This is a genomic window from Paenibacillus sp. 01T431 (genome assembly GCF_056398625.1).
The window spans coordinates 93,979-110,698 of record NZ_JBFTPT010000019.1 but is presented as its reverse complement, the minus strand read 5'-3'; the positions used below and the strand labels follow the sequence as shown (position 1 = coordinate 110,698).

The window sequence follows — 16,720 nt, the reverse complement described above, 5'->3', positions numbered from 1 at the left end:
AATGCCCCCATTGAATCGTTTCATTCCACACTAAAGTCTGAAACGTTCTACCTCGAAGGGTTGACCCATACAACGACTGCAATCGTTGAACAGACCGTTCGAGACTACATCACTTACTATAACGCAATTCGTATTCAAACGAAACTAAATAACCAGTCGCCGATTGATTACAGGCGACTGGCCGTTTAAACTTGAAGGTGTTTTGATCCCTGTCTCACAAATGGGGGTCAGTCCCCGTTGAGACAGCCTTTTTACTCATATTGCCAGATCTAATCTTTATCTCCCCATAGCCTAGCTGCAATCAAGCAGCTCTTCCGAACCATGCATGTCCATGTTATTGACATCCTTGCTCTATTTGATTACGCCTGCATGACAGATTGAGATGCTTTCCCATACGGCTCCGCCAAAAAATAAGTGAAATCCTCGCGTTTATTCAAAAACTGCTCATATTGCACCAAAGCGATCTCATCATCCGGGTTTGTCTCCAAGTAGATTTCCAATTCCGCAATCGTTTCCTCAATTTCAAGTAGGATGTCCCTGTGGCTATGGCTCATCTGTGTACTTAGCTGTAAAGGCTTCCTTGCTTCTTTCAACTTATATGCCTCCTGTTGCCCTATTCTATTGTTTTGCAAAATAAAGGTGTACCTGCAACAATAGGGCTTCGTTAACTAAGATATTCAGACCTTCGTAAAAAAGAACCTCAATTCTCAAAAAAAGGGATAAACCCTTTTTACTCGCTGCAAAAAAAGAAAAGCTATTTCCGTTATTATCCATCTTCCTCATGACAGATTCAATGGTACAAAATGATTAGGTTACCATTTACCTATCTCGACTATTTCCCAAGAAATGATCGAAAAACATCGATATATAAACGATTTTCTGTACGCCATTGATTCATCATTACCCCAGAAGGGTATTCAATATTATCAAACTCACTGAGGGAGTGATTCAAATGACGACAAGGCAACAAAATTTAGAGATTGAAGAAAGACATGTTGAAAAAAAATCAGATTCAAGTTTAGTGGCGTCTACATTCATCAAATATGCTGCCTACATTATTATCTTCTTCGGGGCTCTCTACTTTCTTGTTCGATATGTATTTCCAATGTTTTAAACAAAATAAAAACAGGCAGTCTTTCAGCAGATTAAGCTGCTTGAAGACTGCCTGTTTCGTATGTACGTTTTTTAAAAAAGATCATCCGCAGTTTTTGGGATCATTGTTTGATTTCCTTTTATAAAATACTCAAACTTGCCAAAATGCGCCAATGCTGCGCTGTCTGCTTCCCATACCCATTCGTCCATTTCGGTTTGACAGCGATGCGCACGAAACGCAGCAAGCTTAGCTTCTAACTGATGACGAACATCAATTTTGACAATGTCCTGCTTCGTGTAACCAAATCGTTCCGGAGCATTCATCATATCGCCGAAACTGATGAAATAGAGCGCACCCGGCTGCTTGCTGCGGTGGAAAGCGGTAGTTGTTGCTTTTCCAATTGCACAGTGATCAGGATGTCCGCCTAAAATTTCATGAAAAGTAAGGACTACATCCGGATTGATCTCATCCATGAGTACGCCTATTTTTGAGATGAGGCTCTCTGAATCGTAAAATTCAACCATCTTGTCACGGATATCAAAAAAAATAAGATTTTGAATGCCAAGTGCCTCGCAAGCGTTTCGCAGCTCTTTTTCCCGAATATCAGGCATAGTCTCTCGATTCACATAAGGCGGGTTTCCCATTCGACGTCCCATTTCGCCTTTTGTCGCACTTACGAGAGTAATTTCAACTCCCATGCTTGCATACTTTGCCAATGTTCCTCCGCAAATAAAAGATTCATCATCAGGATGCGCAAACACAGCTAATAGCTTTTTAACTGCTTTTTCACTCATTCCGGAAACGGCTCCTTTCCAAGCTGCAGAGCAACGTTCATTCTGCCTTTATCATCGTAACCCGCCAGTAATAGCTTCTCATCCACCGTTACTTCATAATGGGTGAGTGCTTCTGTACGCAGCCAGCCAAGCTCATCAAAGCGAAGAGCTATCCGGTATGAACCCTCACCAGCAATATGAGCTTCAGTGAGGCTAACCTTGAAGTTTCGGACAAAGACGAAAGAGGTCGCTTCACTATGAATATAAACTTCCTTGCCAATAAATGCTTGAAAAGCAGCGTTCAATTCTGAACTGTTTATTTTGATCATCGTCTCTTCATTCCTATTCTATAAATTTGATAGGAGTTGCCAGATAGGAGGAGTTAATAAAAAGGAGGAGTTGCTTCATGAGACCAACGGCCTGATGTATGAACTCCTCCCCTTATAATACAATTCCTATTATCTGCTTACGAAAAACGGCAATGTTTCGATGCCCAGCAAGCGCAGATAAATGAACAATTGACCTTTGTGATGAATTTCATGATCCTTGCCATTCTCGAGCAAAACGATTCCAGCCATTTTCATGCCATGGAAGTCGATCTCTTTTTCCAATTGCTCATCCGTTAAAGATTCTAGCAATGCTTTCGTTGAAGCGGTATCTGCTGCTACGATCGCTTTCAGCTCTTCAATCGTTTCAGCTTGTTTAGCTGTTGAAGGTGGCGTGAACACGCCGTTTTTTACCGTTTGTGCGAACATGTCCATTGATCCATTGATATGGAGAACAAGAGTTGACAACGACATTGCCTTTTCCCAAGGCTTATATTGGAGGTTTTCATTTTGTACAGTATCAAGCATAGCAAGCAATACTTTACGATGATTCAACCAGTTTGTAACAAATACATTCATTGTTGACATAGGATAATACTCCCCTTTTTCATTCGAAAATTAATTAACCATAGAAAGAATAGTTAATAGCCTATTCATTATACAATGGTTGTCCAACAATTGCATTTTTCCTGAATAAACTTCTATTATTAATAACTTGATCCACCCTAGTTGGTCTTATTATTCCACCAATTCCCTTTTACATTATCACGCCCTATTCCTCAGTTTTTATCCTTATCCTTATCTTTATCCTTGTGCCTCTCTTTCTTTCTCTCTTTTTCTTTTTCTTTTTCCTTCTGTTTTTTTCTTTCTTCCCTTTCCTTTTTCCAATCTCGTTTCTTATCAGAATCATCATCTTTGTTCGATATATTATTTTTTTCTTTTTCCTTATCCTTCTTCTTCGGCAAAAGATCTGGTGCCTTAGGAAACGGTATAACCGGCTCATCCTTTAATGCATCTGCGAATATAGCTTGAAAGACAACAGCCGCAGCCTTTGAGCTCGTCGACAAATAATGGCTGCTGTCGCTTTGATCGTACCCAAGCCACACCGCGCCTACAAGCTGCGGAGTGTAGCCAACGAACCAATTGTCCTTTGCGCCGTAGCCTGTCGTGCCTAGCATTTGTGTCGTTCCAGATTTCCCTGCAACTGGGCGGCCTTCAAGCATTGCAGCAGTACCCGTCCCATCCTTTATGACTCCCTCTAACATAGCTGTCATCGTTCGGGCAATTTCTGGCTCCGTTACTTTCACACTGCCTTCACTCTGCTTGAATTCAGCTAGTACGCTGCCGTCTGCCGATTCGATGCGAGTAATGGTATGCGCATGATTACGAACACCGTCACTTGCGAATACGCCAAAAGCTTCGGCCATCTGAAGCGGCGATACACCCTGATGAAGACCGCCGAGCGCAAGCCCCAGCGAGCGATCCTCATCTGTCAGAGGAATACCGAAACGCGCCGCCGCATCCATTCCTTTTTCAATACCCATTTCGTTAAGCAGCTTCACAGCAGGTATGTTGTAAGAGTTAATAAGCGCTTCATAAAGTGACACTCTGCCATGAAAGGAGCCGTCTGCGTTTTTTGGCTCATAGCCGTTAATATTGATCGGTTCATCAACTAGATCATCGCTTGGCTTATAGCCAAGCTCCAGCGCAGGCGTGTATACAGCGATGGGCTTGATCGTTGAGCCTGGCTGACGGCTTAGCTGTGTCGCTCGGTTAAAGCCGCGAAATGGCTGCTCCCCTCTGCCGCCAACCATCGCCCGAATTCCGCCGTCACGCGGATCAATCAGAACAGCACCGCTTTGAATGAGCTGGTCTGCAGCACTATTTGGGAATATAGATTCCTTCGCATACACCTGTTCCGCCGACTGCTGCATTTTCGTATCCAATGCGGTATAGATTCGAAGTCCGCCCTGCAGCACTTCATTTTCCGATAACCCATATTGCGTCATCGCCTCACGAATGATCTGGTCCACATAATAAGGATAGTTGATATCATCTACTCGATTAGGCTTTGCGCTCAGTAATTTCACAGGCTCATGAATGGCCTTATTGTATATATCCTCGCTAATTAGCGCTTGATCCTTCATAAGCTGAAGAACCACATTTCTTCGATCAATCGCTTTTTCTAGATGTTTATAAGGAGTTAGGGCGGATGGCGCCTTGATTAGACCAGCTAGCAGCGCTGCCTCCGCTACGCTAAGCTGATTTGGCTGCTTGCCAAAATACGTATGCGCCGCTCTATCGATTCCCCATGCTCCATCACCATAGTAGATCTGGTTGAGGTACTTCTCCATAATATCCTCTTTGCTGTAGCTTTCCTCAATCTTTTTCGCCAAAAGCAGCTCATCCCACTTCCGCGACCAGGTTCTCTCCTGCGACAAAAAGACATTTTTCGCGAGCTGCTGTGTTATCGTGCTTCCGCCCTGTACTGTCCCGCCTGATGTTATATTTGTCCAAATCGCTCGGCTAATTGCCCGCATATCCATTCCTTCGTGCTCGAAGTAACGTCTGTCCTCTACCGCAACAACGGCATCAACCATATGTTTTGGTATGTCTTCATAGGCAATCTCATCAATTTTATTGAAAGAAATACGGGTGGCTTCCGTACCGTGCTGATCATACAAAATCGTAGCTGCCGGCAGCGGCACCTCAAGCTGTCCAATATCCTGCTTGCCGATCAGGTAACGAAATGTCCCCCATCCGCCCAAAGCAACGATGATCAACAAAGCTATACTTATGATCAAAAAGTATTTAATCCTTTTCTTTTTCTTGTTCAATGTTTGAGTATTTTTCATCATTTCTCCCCCTTGCCCTTGCTTCTCTCGTTTCTACATCATTCGCAGCGGAGTAGCATTTTTAGTACGTTCGGCCCATGAAGTGCCTTTACGCACAAAAAAAGCCCGGAAACTTTGCCTGCTCCCCAGCATCTTTTAGACTTATTTTAACAATCGTAAACAAATCGCTCATATTTCGTTTAGTCGATGGCAGCATCATGCTTTCATCAAAAAAACCTCTGTGCTTTATGTCTCTCGTTTAAACGAGAGACATAAAGCACAGAGGTTTATTAAGATCTTTCCTCACACATCGTATTAAAGATCAGCGAGTACTTGATACCAGACACCTTTTTTGGAATAAAGGTTTTCTCTAACCTCAGACCAGCCGCCTAAGTAAGAAATGTCAAACAATCCTTCCGGCACCACATAACGGTCTTTCGTACCCTCAGCTACCTTCTTGTCTACGGAGCGGAATCCATGATCCACGAAAAGCCGCTGTGCCTGCTCCGTTTGCAAAAAGGCAATAAAAGCCTCGGCTACCTTGCGAACGCCATGCTTATCCGCATTTTTATCCACGATCGCTGCTGGATTCTCGATTAATATCGTGTCTTTTGGGACAACGATGTCATAATTGACGCCTTTCTTAATTCGAGCGAGCAGCTCATTCTCGTAAGTGACGATGACATCGCCTACACCATATTCGAAGGCTGCCATCGATGCGCGACCGCTCTTATCAAGCGATTCCACATTGGCATGGACTGCTTTTAGAAAATGCTTCGCATATTCGGCATCCTTTGTACCCGTCTGCTCCTCTGACTGCTTAAGGCCAGCGCCATATATGGCGTTAATGTCCCACTGAGCGCCGCCGGAAGTTTTCGGATTCGGATACAGCACCTTCACACCCTCGCGTGTTAAGTCATTCCAATCCTTAATTCCGAGCGGATTGCCGGTACGAGTCCCCAATACAACGATGGAGTTCGTGATCATGCCATTATTGCTCTGTGCCTTCCAGTCATGCGTAATGAAACCCGCCTTCGCTATTTTGTCGAGATCACCTTCCATAGCTAACACGGCAACGTCGGCTTCAAAACCTCCAGCGATCGCCCTGGCTTGCGTGCCTGAAGCCTCATACGATTCCTGAAATACGACCTTTTGCCCGGTTTCCTGCAGCCAATACTTTTGGAATGCAGGCAGCAAATCCGCGAAAGCATCCTTCACTACCGAATACGCACCGATTACAAGTGTAACATCGCCGTCCTGTACGGTAGACCCAGCCGCATGGTTACTCGTCTGCTCCTCTTTACTGCAGCCTGCCGATACGATCAGCATAACCGCAGCAAGCAGCAGCACGAGCATGCGCTGACTTGTTACCAGATTGATTTTCATATTCGCATACAACTCTTTCTACGTAGCATATTGGTTAAATATGAATAGGCATGGGGTCAACCTTCAGCTTATTTTCCGCAATCCAGCTTTCGTTGTCATTGAATAAATAAGCCCGATGGACGAGTACCCTTACCTCATCTCCGGGATGAAGCACTTCTTGCTCCAGCGAACGGTACGTAATCAGCTTCGTATCGCCAACAAGCAGCTCAACCATCCACTCGCTGCCGCGGAAATGCAGCTGTTTTACTTTACCGGCAAGCGTAGCTGAAGCCAGCTTGATCTCGCCCGGTTTGCCAATCTCAATATATTCAGGCCGGATAAGTGCTTTAGTGCCCGGACGGCTCGCTGCATCCTCAAAACCTTTAAGCTCCGCGATATTGTCTACAATAGTAGATTCGCCAATAAAGCTTGCTACAAACGGTGTCTCTGGATTTTTGTAAATGTCCCATGGGCTGCCTTTTTGCTCTAACTTGCCTTTGCTTATAATCATGATCTCATCGGCAACTTCAATCGCTTCCTCTTGATCATGCGTAACGAAAATCGATGTGATGCCGACACGCTCAATCATTTCTTTAAGCCATGTGCGAAGCTCGGTCCGGATCTTCGCATCGATAGCAGCAAACGGCTCATCGAGGAGCAGCAGCTGCGGCTCAGGCGCGAGCGCTCTAGCGAAAGCAACACGTTGGCGTTGGCCTCCTGACAGCTGATGGGCGTAACGATGCTCGAAACCTTTTAGCCCCGTAAGCTCTACCAAGTACATAACGCGCTCGCGAATTTGCTCCTTCGATTGCTTCTTCACCTTTAAGCCAAATGCGATATTGTCATATACGGTCATATGCTTGAAGAGCGCATAGTTTTGAAATACGAAACCGATGCCGCGCTCCTGCGGCGGAAGATCATTCACACGTTTGCCGTGGAACAGAATATCGCCTGAGGAAGGAGACTCGAGCCCCGCCAGCATTCGAAGTATGGACGTTTTACCACCGCCGCTCGGTCCGAGCAAGCCGATCAGATGACCTTTTTCGATTTCAAAGCTTACATCCTTCACTGCATGAAAATCGCCAAAGTTTTTATTCAAGTTCCGTACTTCAATATGCATGGCTTAATGCACTTCCTTTCGTTTTTTCGCCCATTCCATTAGCAGCAGCAGTCCAACTGAAAATGCCGCAAGAACTAGAGCCACGCCATTGGCGGCAACAACGTTAAAATTTTCAACATCTTGATAAACGAGTGTAGTGGCTGTTTGTGTTTTATTCATAATATTGCCGGAGACGACGAGTACAGCTCCGAATTCTCCCAGTGACCGTGCAACAGTCAATACTACGCCGTAGATAACACCCCACCGAATCGATGGCCAAGTTACTTTCCAGAACGTGTACCAGGAATAAGCGCCGAGCGTTGATGCCGCTTCCTCCTGCTGTGCTCCAATCTCCTGCAGCACGGGCATAACCTCGCGTACCATTAGCGGGAATGTGACGAACAATGTCGCTAAGATCATCCCTGGCAGCGCATAGACGATTTTGAAGCCCGCATCCTCAAACAATGCACCGATAATTGTATTAGGTCCCAAAATAAGAACGATCATCAAACCGCCGATAACTGGTGATACCGCAAAGGGCAAATCGACTAAGCTGTTAAGCAGCCGCTTCATCCTTTTCCCAATCCATTCGGCCCGGACGAGATACATTGCTAGCATAATGCCAAACAACGTATTTAAGGCTGTAACGACAACAACGATAATTCCCGTCATCATAAGAGCATGCAGCGACTGCGGCCTAGTAATGCCTTCTATAAAGCCGCTCCAGCCATCTGCCCAAGAGCCTGTAAAGATTTTGATCAATGGCGCGATGAGCAGCAATCCAAAAATAATATAAGTTAATGTAATCCACAATCTTCTCATCATAGGTCGCCCCTCCTGCCTTGAATGAGGTTGACCGTCCATAAGATGAGGAAGGATAGCGTGAGCAGCAGCACCGATACAGCGGCGGCTCCCTGCGGATTACTGCTTTCAATTTCTCCAAAAATATAAACGGAGGCAATTAACGTCTTGCCTGGAATATTGCCTGCAACGAGCACAACTGCGCCAAACTCCGCAATTCCGCGGGAGAAAGCCAGCATAGCGCCGCTCAAAATTCCTGGCAGCATCGTAGGAAAAATAACGCTAAAAAACGTTTTCGCGCGCGTTGCGCCTAGCGTATAGGCTGCTTCTTCCTCTGATTTATCCATTTCCTCAAGTAAAGGCTGAATGGCACGAATAACAAAAGGAAAGGTAACGAACAGCATAGCGACAACAATTGCCGGCTCATGGAACACGATTTCGATGCCAATCTTTTGGGCTAGGCCGCCTACTAAACTATTAGGCCCTAGCAGAAGCAAGATCATAAGTCCGCCTACTGCTGTAGGTAATGCAAACGGCAAGTCAACTAGACTGTTGAGCAAACGACGTCCGGGAAAACGGTAACGAATAAGCACCCATCCGATCATCGTCCCCAAAAACATATTGAGTATCGTTGCGATAACAGCCAACTTTACTGTAAGCAGCACCGCTTTCCAAGCCAGTGGATCGGATACGCTTTCCCAGAAAGGGGTCCATCCAAGCGAAAATGATTGCGTGTAAATGCCAACGATTGGTAAAATAATTAAGATGACAAAATAAAGCATTATGGTGCTTCGAAAACCAAAACTCCACCCTTTACCACGAAACAAAGCATTCACTGTGACTTTACCTCCAGACCATCGGCTCGTGCCGTAGGTGTAACAAAACAATTAAAAACATAATTCCTATTAAGATACTAGGTATTGATAATGTAGCATCCAAACTGGGATTAAGTCAATAATAAATTTGGAAATTCTTATTGCTTTTATAGCTTTTTCTTATGATTGTTTATTATACAAGCCTCTGAGTACAAAGAAGAGGAGTATCAGCCTAAGCCGATACTCCTCTTCTTCTTATTCGCCTTCAATATAATAGACCTTTTCTCCTTCAGAGAGGATCGCTTGTCCTTGTGTCAGATCGGTTACCCAAGCGATAAAAGTATCTGCTTCAGGCTCTTCCGGCAGGCAGCGCACGTTGACTCGATCGGTGAAATCCGTCCCGCCAACGCGTGTTCCCTTCGTATGAAGCTCATTTTCCAGCTTGCCATACCAAGTGTAGTCCACATCAACAAATACTTCGCGGTGAAGCACATTGACGATTTCATCTGCTGCTTCAATGCCAGCTACAGCACCATCCGTATAAGCTCTAACGAGTCCGCCTGCTCCGAGCATAATGCCTCCAAAATATCGCGTCACAACGACAGCGACATTTTTAAGCCCCTTATGCTTGATAACCTCGAGAATCGGCTTGCCCGCTGTACCGCTTGGCTCACCATCATCCGATGCCTTCTGAAACTGGTCTCGCTCACCCACCATATAAGCCGAGCAGTTATGGGTCGCCTGCTTATGCAGCTGCTTAATCTCATTGATGAATGCAACGGCTTCCTCTTCGGTTTCCACTGGCTTCGCATACCCGATGAAACGCGACTTTTTGATGACGATCTCTGCGCTAGCCTGCGACCTGACTGTTCTATACTTCTCAAGCATAGGCTATGACTCCCGTATACCGTTCAAGCCGGTTGATTACAGCCTTGCTTCCAGCTCGGCTTTTTCTTTCTCGAAGCCCGGTTTGCCAAGCAAAGCGAACATGTTCTTTTTGTATGCTTCAACACCCGGTTGGTCAAATGGATTAACACCCATCAGGTAACCGCTGATTCCGCATGCTTTTTCGAAGAAATACACAAGATAGCCGAATGTGTATGGCGTCATGTCTTTGATGTTGACGATAAAGTTCGGAACTTGTCCATCCGTATGAGCAAGAAGCGTTCCTTCAAAAGCCTTCTTGTTAACGAAATCCATTGTTTTTCCAGTCAAGAAGTTGAGGCCATCAAGATCCGCTGCATCGTGTTCGATAGCGATATGCTCAGACACTTCTTGAACTTGAATAACAGTTTCAAAAATATTGCGGTTACCCTCTTGGATAAACTGGCCCATCGAGTGCAGGTCTGTTGAGAAATCTACAGCTGCTGGGAAGATTCCTTTGAAGTCTTTGCCTTCGCTTTCGCCAAACAGCTGTTTCCACCACTCGGAAACGAAGTGAAGCGATGGCTCGTAGTTAACGAGAATTTCAGTCACTTTACCTTTGCGGTACAGCGCGTTGCGTGCTGCTGCATATTGGTAAGCTTCGTTTTCTGCAAGATTAGGGTTGCTGTATTCTTTGGATGCGTCTGCTGCACCTTGCATAATGGATTCGATATTGATGCCTGCAGCTGCAATTGGCAGCAAGCCTACTGCTGTAAGCACGGAGTAGCGACCGCCAACATCGTCAGGAATAATAAACGATTCATAACCTTCCTCAGAGGAAAGCTTCTTCAGTGCGCCCTTCTCGCTGTCTGTCGTTGCGTAAATGCGTTTGCGCGCTTCTTCTTTGCCGTATTGTTTCTCAAGTGCAGCACGGAATACGCGGAATGCAATCGCAGGCTCAGTTGTCGTGCCTGACTTCGAAATTACATTAATCGACCAGTCGCGGCCTTCAACCAATTGCAAAAGGTGAGTCACATAAGTCGAGCTAATGTTGTTGCCGGCAAACAAAACTTGCGGTGTTTTACGTTGTTCTTTTGGCAAAATATTGTAGAACGAGTGCGACAGCGCCTCAATAGCTGCACGTGCACCAAGGTAAGATCCACCGATACCGATAACGATTAGAACTTCGGAATCCGATTTGATCTTCTCAGCAGCCTTTTGAATGCGAGCGAACTCTTCTTTATCGTAGTTAGTCGGAAGATCGATCCAACCAAGGTAATCTGATCCTGTACCTGTTCCGTTATGTAATTGCTCGTGTGCGAGACGAACGGATTCTGTCAAATAATCGATTTCATGCTGGCCAACGAATGCTAAAGCCTTGCTGTAGTCAAACTGAACTGTTTTGCTCATGTAAATGGAAACCTCCTAGAATGTTGTAAACCAATGTGGCTTCTACACCTGAAAATGCTTTTCAACTTAGCATCTACAATATCGGATTTGCCTTATAAAAACAAGCAACAAACGATGAAAAATTAATGAAGTGTCTGTATAATTAAACAAAAATCGATTCAAAGTGGAGGATATGATTATGAAGAAGATCGGATTTATCGGGTTAGGCGTAATGGGAATGGGAATGGCTGCTAATTTATTGCGCAAAGGATTTGAAGTTGTCGTTTATAATCGAACTCCTGGCAAAGCAGAGTCCTTGCTCGCCTTAGGTGCCTCCGAGCTTGAATCACCGGCTGACGTTGCGCGTGCTGCACAAATCGTCATTACAATGATTAGTAATGATGCTGCAATCCGTGAAGTTTACTTTGGCGAAAACGGTATTTTTGCAGGTGCTCGCGCAGGCATTACGCTAATTGACAGCAGCACGATATCTCCAACGCTTGCTAAGGAGCTTGCCGCAGCGGCGGATACTATTGGATCAGTATTCCTAGATGCGCCGGTTACAGGCAGCAAGCCAGCCGCTGAAGGCGGTACACTCGTATTTATGGCTGGCGGCGATGCAGGCAAGATTGAAGAAGTCCAAGACGTTTTGCTCGCTATGGGACGTAAAGTCATTTCAATGGGCCCAAGCGGCAGCGGCTCCATTGCCAAGCTCGCCCACAATACGATTGTTGGCATCAACGTTGTGGCACTTGCAGAAGGCATGGCGATAGCAGCAAGCGGCGGCATTGACGGCAGCTCGTTCGTCGAGCTCGTTCAATCTGGCGGTGCAGCAAGCAGGGCAGCTGAAATGAAGGGACCAAAGCTGCTTGAAGGCAATTACGACGTTCAATTTTCGCTCGAGCTGATGTTAAAGGATTTAAGGTTATCCTCTGCCCTCTCGGACAGTCTGCATGTGCCGACTCCTCTGCTGGAAGCAACGAAGAGCCTATTCCAAATTGGTGATGCAATGGGACTAAGCCAGCTTGATATGTCGAGCGTAGGCCAAGCTTACGAGCAATGGATCGGCCGCAAGCTTAGCGGACTGGATTAATTTAAAAAGGGGTTGTCCGCGTGTATGAATCACTGTGGACAACCCCTTTTTCATTGAAATACTGCTTAATAATATGGCGAGATCATTAAGTAAACAATTACGCCAGTAAGACTTACATACAGCCAAATCGGCATCGTCCATCTAGCAATTTTTCGATGCTTCTCCACTTTCATCTGCAGCCCGCGTACAACCGATATTAGGGCTAGAGGAACGACAACAATCGCTAGCAGGATGTGTGTAATGAGGATGAAGAAATAAATCGAGCGAAGAATGCCTTCTCCTCCGTATTTCGTTGATTCCGTTAGATAATGATACGCTACATAGGAAATTAGGAACAACGTTGTGGAGACAAATGCAGCGCTGATGAACGCACGGTGCATCCGAACATTTTTTTTCATAATCGCCGTTAGCGCTATGCAGAGTGCAATAAAAGTAAAGCAGTTAAAAATCGCATTCAGCAATGGCAAAATCGTTACGTCAAAGTGAATTTCTCCCTCGTACGCCGGCAGAAAAAACAAAACAGCTATCAGCCCGACAAGGACGATTGTTAAGATCGATATGAGCGGTGTATAGTTTCTTTCCTTCATCCAAAAAATCCTCCAGTCATGGAATACGGTGCATATAAATTAACTTTATCCGATTCTACACCTCAAAACAATTCGCTTTGAACAAGTTTTGTCACGAATTAACGAATATTATAAGTCAATGCTGCGAACGAACAAAAAAAAGGGCTTCTTCGCCGAAGCGAAGAAGCCTTTTTTTCAATATTTAGTGCTTACTCGTAAATATACGAGCAGCAATAATCCGAAACTTCAGCAACCTGAAGCTTGAATTTTGTGTTCGCAGGCACAGTGAATTCGCCTTCGCCTTGAATGTGCAGCCACTCGGTTTCACCAGGCAGTAGCACCTTCAAATCGCCAGCCAAAATTTCCATGATTTCAACGCAGTCTGTTCCAAACTCATAGTCACCTGGCAGCATGATGCCGAGTGTTTTTTTGGTGCCGTCAGCGAACAGTACAGCGCGGCTTGTTACTTTACCGTCGAAGTAAACATTTGCCTTCTTGACGATCGATACATTTTCGAATTGAGACATCGTAGACGTAATCTCCCTTATATATCGGATGCTAAAGCTTTGATGATCTATTGAACAAGCTATTACAGCAATGCTTTCACTTTGCTAACAACGTTTTCGACCGTAAAGCCATACTCTTTGATTACGCGATCGCCAGGTGCTGATGCGCCGAAACGGTCGATAGCAAGAATATCGCCTTGATCTCCTGTGTAACGCTCCCAGCCAAATGGATGAGCCATTTCAATCGCAAGGCGGGCTTTAACTTCAGGAAGAATGACGGAATTTTTGTATTCCTTCGATTGCTTCTCGAACAAATCCCAGCTTGGCATGCTGACAACACGTACTTGAATGCCCTCTTCTGCAAGAGCTTTTTGAGCTGCAACAGCAAGTTGAACCTCGGAGCCCGTTGCAAGAATTTGTGCTTGCGGCTTGCCATTTGCTGCATCAGATACAACGTATGCGCCGCGGCGCAGGTTTTCATGAACACCGTTCACTGTGCCTTCAAGAATCGGCAAGTTTTGGCGAGTAAGCACAAGCGCTACTGGATTGCCAGTGTTCTCTACAGCATAAGCCCATGCAGCGGAAGTCTCGTTGCCATCAGCTGGACGGATAACCGTTAGATCAGGAATGATGCGAATCGAAGCAAGCTGTTCAATCGGCTCATGTGTAGGACCGTCTTCGCCAACTGCGATACTGTCATGCGTCAATACATAAACGACAGGCAGCTTCATCAATGCAGCAAGACGAACAGCAGGACGAAGGTAATCTGTGAATACGAAGAACGTACCGCCGAATACTTTCAAACCACTGTGAAGAGCAATACCGTTCATGGCAGCAGCCATACCGAATTCACGTACGCCGTAATAAAGATTGCGGCCATCGTAGCTGCCTGGTTTGAACTGCGTCAAACCTTTCAGATGAGTCATTGTCGAGCTCTCAAGGTCAGCCGATCCGCCGAAAATAGTCGGAACGTTTTTCGCAAGACCGTTAAGTGCATTTCCTGAAGCTACACGAGTTGAAACCGCGTTGTCCGCAGTTGTGTATACAGGAAGGTCAGCATCCCAGCCCTCAGGCATTGCGCCAGAGATAGCAAGCTCGAACTGAGCTGCAAGCTCAGGGAAAGCTTCTTTATAAGCTGCGAAGCTTGCATCCCATTGTGCATTTGCTTGCTCGCCGCTGCTTTTCACATCTGCAAAGTGAGCGCGAACTTCGTCAGGCACGTGGAACTGAAGCTCTTCAGACCAACCGTAAGCTTGTTTCGTCAATTTTGTCTCATCAGCACCAAGCGGTGATCCGTGAGGACCAGCATGTCCGCCTTTTCCGCCTTTGTTCGGGCTGCCATAGCCGATTACTGTTTTTACTTCGATCAAAGTTGGTTTGGATAGATCTGCTTGCGCCTCAGCAACGGCTTTGGACAAAGCATCTAGATCGTTTCCATCTTCTACGCGAAGCACTTGCCAGCCGTAGCCTTCAAAACGTTTTTGAACGCTCTCGGAATAAGAAAGGCTCAATTCGCCATCAAGCGAAATATCGTTGGAATCATATAGAACGACCAATTTGCCGAGCTGCAGGTGGCCTGCGAAGGATGCAGCCTCATGAGAGACGCCTTCCATCAAGTCGCCGTCGCCGCAAATGGAGTATGTGAAGTGGTTAATAAGCTCGTGGCCTTCTTTATTGTAAGTAGCGCCCAGCTGTGCTTCCGCAATTGCCATACCAACCGCCATAGCGATACCTTGTCCAAGTGGACCCGTTGTTGCATCAACGCCAGCCGTGTGGCCAAACTCAGGGTGTCCTGGTGTTAGGGAGCCCCATTGACGGAAGTTTTTCAATTCTTCCATCGGCAAATCATAACCGGAGAGGTGAAGCAAGCTGTAAAGCAGCATAGAGCCATGACCCGCAGACAAAACAAAACGATCACGGTTTACCCAAGTAGGGTTCGATGGATTATGCTTCATGTTTTTTGCAAATAATTGATAGCCCATTGGAGCAGCGCCCATTGGCATACCAGGGTGACCTGATTTCGCTTTCTCGATGGAATCGATCGCAAGTGTACGGATCGTATCGATAGAAAGCTGTTCAACCGACTTTTGTGTGACTGACATTACAATTTCCTCCTATGGTCTAAGCTTGTCTAATTTCATCTCGTTATATGGTTTCTAAAAACAACGATACAGCGTCATACCAGTACGCAATAACTTTGAATATTGTATCACTCTGCATGCTCGTTTTCCATCAAAAAAAATAGATAATTCGCATAAAAATACAGTTAGTTGAATACAACAGTTTTATTATTATGCACGATTACACGATCTTCAATATGCCATTTCACAGCTCTTGCGAGAACGACCCTTTCAATTGTCCGACCGATTCTTTTCAAATCATCGACGTTGTCACGGTGGCTGACGCGTTGAACATCCTGCTCGATAATCGGCCCGCCGTCTAATTCTTCTGTTACATAATGCGCTGTCGCGCCGATAATTTTTACGCCGCGTGTATAAGCCTGCGCATAAGGCTTGCCCCCAACGAAAGCGGGTAGGAATGAGTGGTGAATATTAATGATCCGATTTGGAAATTGTTCAATGAACTTTGGCGATATGATTTGCATATAACGCGCCAATACAATGATATCCGCTTTATCTGCAACAACTTCCATTTGCTTGCGCTCAGCTTCTTCTTTTGTAGTCGCTGTAACCGGGATATGGTAATAAGGAATGCCAAAAGATTCGACCAGTTCACGCATATCAGGGTGGTTGCTTATAACCATTGAAATATCGGCATCAAGATCCCCTGCCTTCCACTGCCAAAGCAGCTCTAGCAAGCAGTGATCCTCTTTCGACACGAATACAGCAAGACGTTTCTTGCGGCTGGCACGGAATGTATGCCATTTCATATCAAACCGATCGGCTACTCTGGTGAAGTCCTCCATGAGAAGTGGAAGCTCCTTGTCCAGATCAACTAGATCAAATTCAAAACGGATGAAAAACATTCCGCCTTCCGGGTCCATCGTATATTGATCCGATTGAACGATGTTAGCCCCGTGCTCATATAAGAAATGAGAAACAGCAGCTACGATGCCCGGGCGGTCCGGACAAGAAATAAGCATGCGCGCACGCCCGCTCTTTCCACCTGCTTCAACGGTTATTTCAGATGGGGTGGATGGTGATGACATGGACTTCAAACTTCCTTTCGCAATGAT

Annotated in this window: 17 protein-coding genes; 2 read left to right on the top strand and 15 right to left on the bottom strand. The window is 45.6% G+C overall.

The features are described from left to right. Positions 1–189: IS3 family transposase (locus tag AC1DM9_RS28440; RefSeq protein WP_477583435.1), on the top strand; the 189-nt coding region annotated here is incomplete at its 5' end. A gap of 170 nt (positions 190–359) precedes the next feature. Here AC1DM9_RS28440 and AC1DM9_RS28435 read toward each other — a convergent pair. From AC1DM9_RS28435 to AC1DM9_RS28385, 11 genes are all read right to left on the bottom strand, one after another. Then, a complete protein-coding gene (locus AC1DM9_RS28435; RefSeq protein ID WP_441879268.1) occupies positions 360–593 on the bottom strand; it encodes a hypothetical protein in 234 nt (77 codons plus the stop codon). A 592-nt stretch (positions 594–1,185) separates the two neighbouring features. After that, entirely contained in the window at positions 1,186–1,887 is a 702-nt protein-coding gene (locus tag AC1DM9_RS28430; RefSeq protein WP_441879270.1) for a PIG-L family deacetylase, read from the bottom strand. Next, a complete protein-coding gene (locus AC1DM9_RS28425; protein ID WP_477583432.1) occupies positions 1,884–2,195 on the bottom strand; it encodes a DUF1806 family protein in 312 nt (103 codons plus the stop codon). The genes AC1DM9_RS28430 and AC1DM9_RS28425 overlap by 4 nt, the downstream gene beginning before the upstream one ends. Before the next feature lie 129 nt (positions 2,196–2,324). Next, complete coding sequence (locus AC1DM9_RS28420; RefSeq protein WP_441879274.1) at positions 2,325–2,780, bottom strand: DinB family protein; 456 nt, start codon at positions 2,778–2,780, stop codon at positions 2,325–2,327. Positions 2,781–2,971: 191 nt separating this feature from the next. Then, the gene (locus AC1DM9_RS28415; protein ID WP_477583430.1) at positions 2,972–5,050 is read right to left on the bottom strand and encodes a transglycosylase domain-containing protein; all 2,079 of its coding nucleotides are present in this window, start codon (positions 5,048–5,050) and stop codon (positions 2,972–2,974) included. A gap of 291 nt (positions 5,051–5,341) precedes the next feature. After that, positions 5,342–6,412 carry a sulfate ABC transporter substrate-binding protein gene (locus tag AC1DM9_RS28410; RefSeq protein ID WP_477509462.1) on the bottom strand — a complete coding sequence of 357 codons (1,071 nt, stop codon included), beginning with the start codon at positions 6,410–6,412 and terminating at the stop codon, positions 5,342–5,344. A 34-nt stretch (positions 6,413–6,446) separates the two neighbouring features. Beyond that, positions 6,447–7,511, bottom strand: coding sequence for a sulfate/molybdate ABC transporter ATP-binding protein (locus AC1DM9_RS28405; RefSeq protein WP_076271051.1), 1,065 nt, complete (start codon positions 7,509–7,511; stop codon positions 6,447–6,449). 3 nt (positions 7,512–7,514) lie between these two features. Continuing rightward, positions 7,515–8,312: a sulfate ABC transporter permease gene (locus AC1DM9_RS28400; protein ID WP_441879435.1), complete on the bottom strand. Its 798-nt coding sequence runs from the start codon at positions 8,310–8,312 to the stop codon at positions 7,515–7,517. After that, entirely contained in the window at positions 8,312–9,073 is a 762-nt protein-coding gene (gene cysT, locus AC1DM9_RS28395) for a sulfate ABC transporter permease subunit CysT (protein ID WP_430057824.1), read from the bottom strand. Before cysT ends, AC1DM9_RS28400 begins: the two co-directional genes overlap by 1 nt. Before the next feature lie 288 nt (positions 9,074–9,361). Then, entirely contained in the window at positions 9,362–9,994 is a 633-nt protein-coding gene (locus tag AC1DM9_RS28390; protein WP_477509463.1) for a YigZ family protein, read from the bottom strand. 36 nt (positions 9,995–10,030) lie between these two features. After that, positions 10,031–11,380, bottom strand: a complete 1,350-nt coding sequence (locus AC1DM9_RS28385; RefSeq protein ID WP_076271049.1) for a glucose-6-phosphate isomerase — start codon at positions 11,378–11,380, stop codon at positions 10,031–10,033. 172 nt (positions 11,381–11,552) lie between these two features. Between AC1DM9_RS28385 and AC1DM9_RS28380 the strand changes: the two genes are divergently transcribed. Beyond that, entirely contained in the window at positions 11,553–12,452 is a 900-nt protein-coding gene (locus AC1DM9_RS28380) for an NAD(P)-dependent oxidoreductase (RefSeq protein WP_477583428.1), read from the top strand. Between the two features lie 65 nt (positions 12,453–12,517). Here AC1DM9_RS28380 and AC1DM9_RS28375 read toward each other — a convergent pair whose 3' ends face one another. From AC1DM9_RS28375 to purU, 4 genes are all read right to left on the bottom strand, one after another. Then, entirely contained in the window at positions 12,518–13,039 is a 522-nt protein-coding gene (locus tag AC1DM9_RS28375) for a DUF420 domain-containing protein (RefSeq protein WP_477509464.1), read from the bottom strand. A gap of 188 nt (positions 13,040–13,227) precedes the next feature. Beyond that, positions 13,228–13,545 carry a pyrimidine/purine nucleoside phosphorylase gene (ppnP, locus tag AC1DM9_RS28370; protein ID WP_076271046.1) on the bottom strand — a complete coding sequence of 106 codons (318 nt, stop codon included), beginning with the start codon at positions 13,543–13,545 and terminating at the stop codon, positions 13,228–13,230. A 62-nt stretch (positions 13,546–13,607) separates the two neighbouring features. Continuing rightward, complete coding sequence (gene tkt, locus AC1DM9_RS28365; protein ID WP_441879287.1) at positions 13,608–15,626, bottom strand: transketolase; 2,019 nt, start codon at positions 15,624–15,626, stop codon at positions 13,608–13,610. A 164-nt stretch (positions 15,627–15,790) separates the two neighbouring features. Continuing rightward, positions 15,791–16,693 (bottom strand): formyltetrahydrofolate deformylase, encoded by a 903-nt coding sequence (gene purU / locus AC1DM9_RS28360; RefSeq protein ID WP_339207517.1) that lies wholly within the window; start codon positions 16,691–16,693, stop codon positions 15,791–15,793. Positions 16,694–16,720: the final 27 nt, after the last annotated feature.

Bases quoted from the DNA above. Each gene is read 5' to 3' on its own strand.
- AC1DM9_RS28380 (WP_477583428.1), top strand. From the start codon at position 11,553: ATGATTATGAAGAAGATCGGATTTATCGGGTTAGGCGTAATGGGAATG.
- AC1DM9_RS28410 (WP_477509462.1), bottom strand. From the start codon at position 6,412: ATGAAAATCAATCTGGTAACAAGTCAGCGCATGCTCGTGCTGCTGCTT.
- cysT (WP_430057824.1), bottom strand. From the start codon at position 9,073: ATGCTTTATTTTGTCATCTTAATTATTTTACCAATCGTTGGCATTTAC.
- ppnP (WP_076271046.1), bottom strand. From the start codon at position 13,545: ATGTCTCAATTCGAAAATGTATCGATCGTCAAGAAGGCAAATGTTTAC.
- AC1DM9_RS28415 (WP_477583430.1), bottom strand. From the start codon at position 5,050: ATGATGAAAAATACTCAAACATTGAACAAGAAAAAGAAAAGGATTAAA.
- AC1DM9_RS28375 (WP_477509464.1), bottom strand. From the start codon at position 13,039: ATGAAGGAAAGAAACTATACACCGCTCATATCGATCTTAACAATCGTC.
- AC1DM9_RS28390 (WP_477509463.1), bottom strand. From the start codon at position 9,994: ATGCTTGAGAAGTATAGAACAGTCAGGTCGCAGGCTAGCGCAGAGATC.
- tkt (WP_441879287.1), bottom strand. From the start codon at position 15,626: ATGTCAGTCACACAAAAGTCGGTTGAACAGCTTTCTATCGATACGATC.
- AC1DM9_RS28430 (WP_441879270.1), bottom strand. From the start codon at position 1,887: ATGAGTGAAAAAGCAGTTAAAAAGCTATTAGCTGTGTTTGCGCATCCT.
- AC1DM9_RS28420 (WP_441879274.1), bottom strand. From the start codon at position 2,780: ATGTCAACAATGAATGTATTTGTTACAAACTGGTTGAATCATCGTAAA.
- AC1DM9_RS28400 (WP_441879435.1), bottom strand. From the start codon at position 8,312: ATGAGAAGATTGTGGATTACATTAACTTATATTATTTTTGGATTGCTG.
- AC1DM9_RS28425 (WP_477583432.1), bottom strand. From the start codon at position 2,195: ATGATCAAAATAAACAGTTCAGAATTGAACGCTGCTTTTCAAGCATTT.
- AC1DM9_RS28405 (WP_076271051.1), bottom strand. From the start codon at position 7,511: ATGCATATTGAAGTACGGAACTTGAATAAAAACTTTGGCGATTTTCAT.
- purU (WP_339207517.1), bottom strand. From the start codon at position 16,693: ATGTCATCACCATCCACCCCATCTGAAATAACCGTTGAAGCAGGTGGA.
- AC1DM9_RS28385 (WP_076271049.1), bottom strand. From the start codon at position 11,380: ATGAGCAAAACAGTTCAGTTTGACTACAGCAAGGCTTTAGCATTCGTT.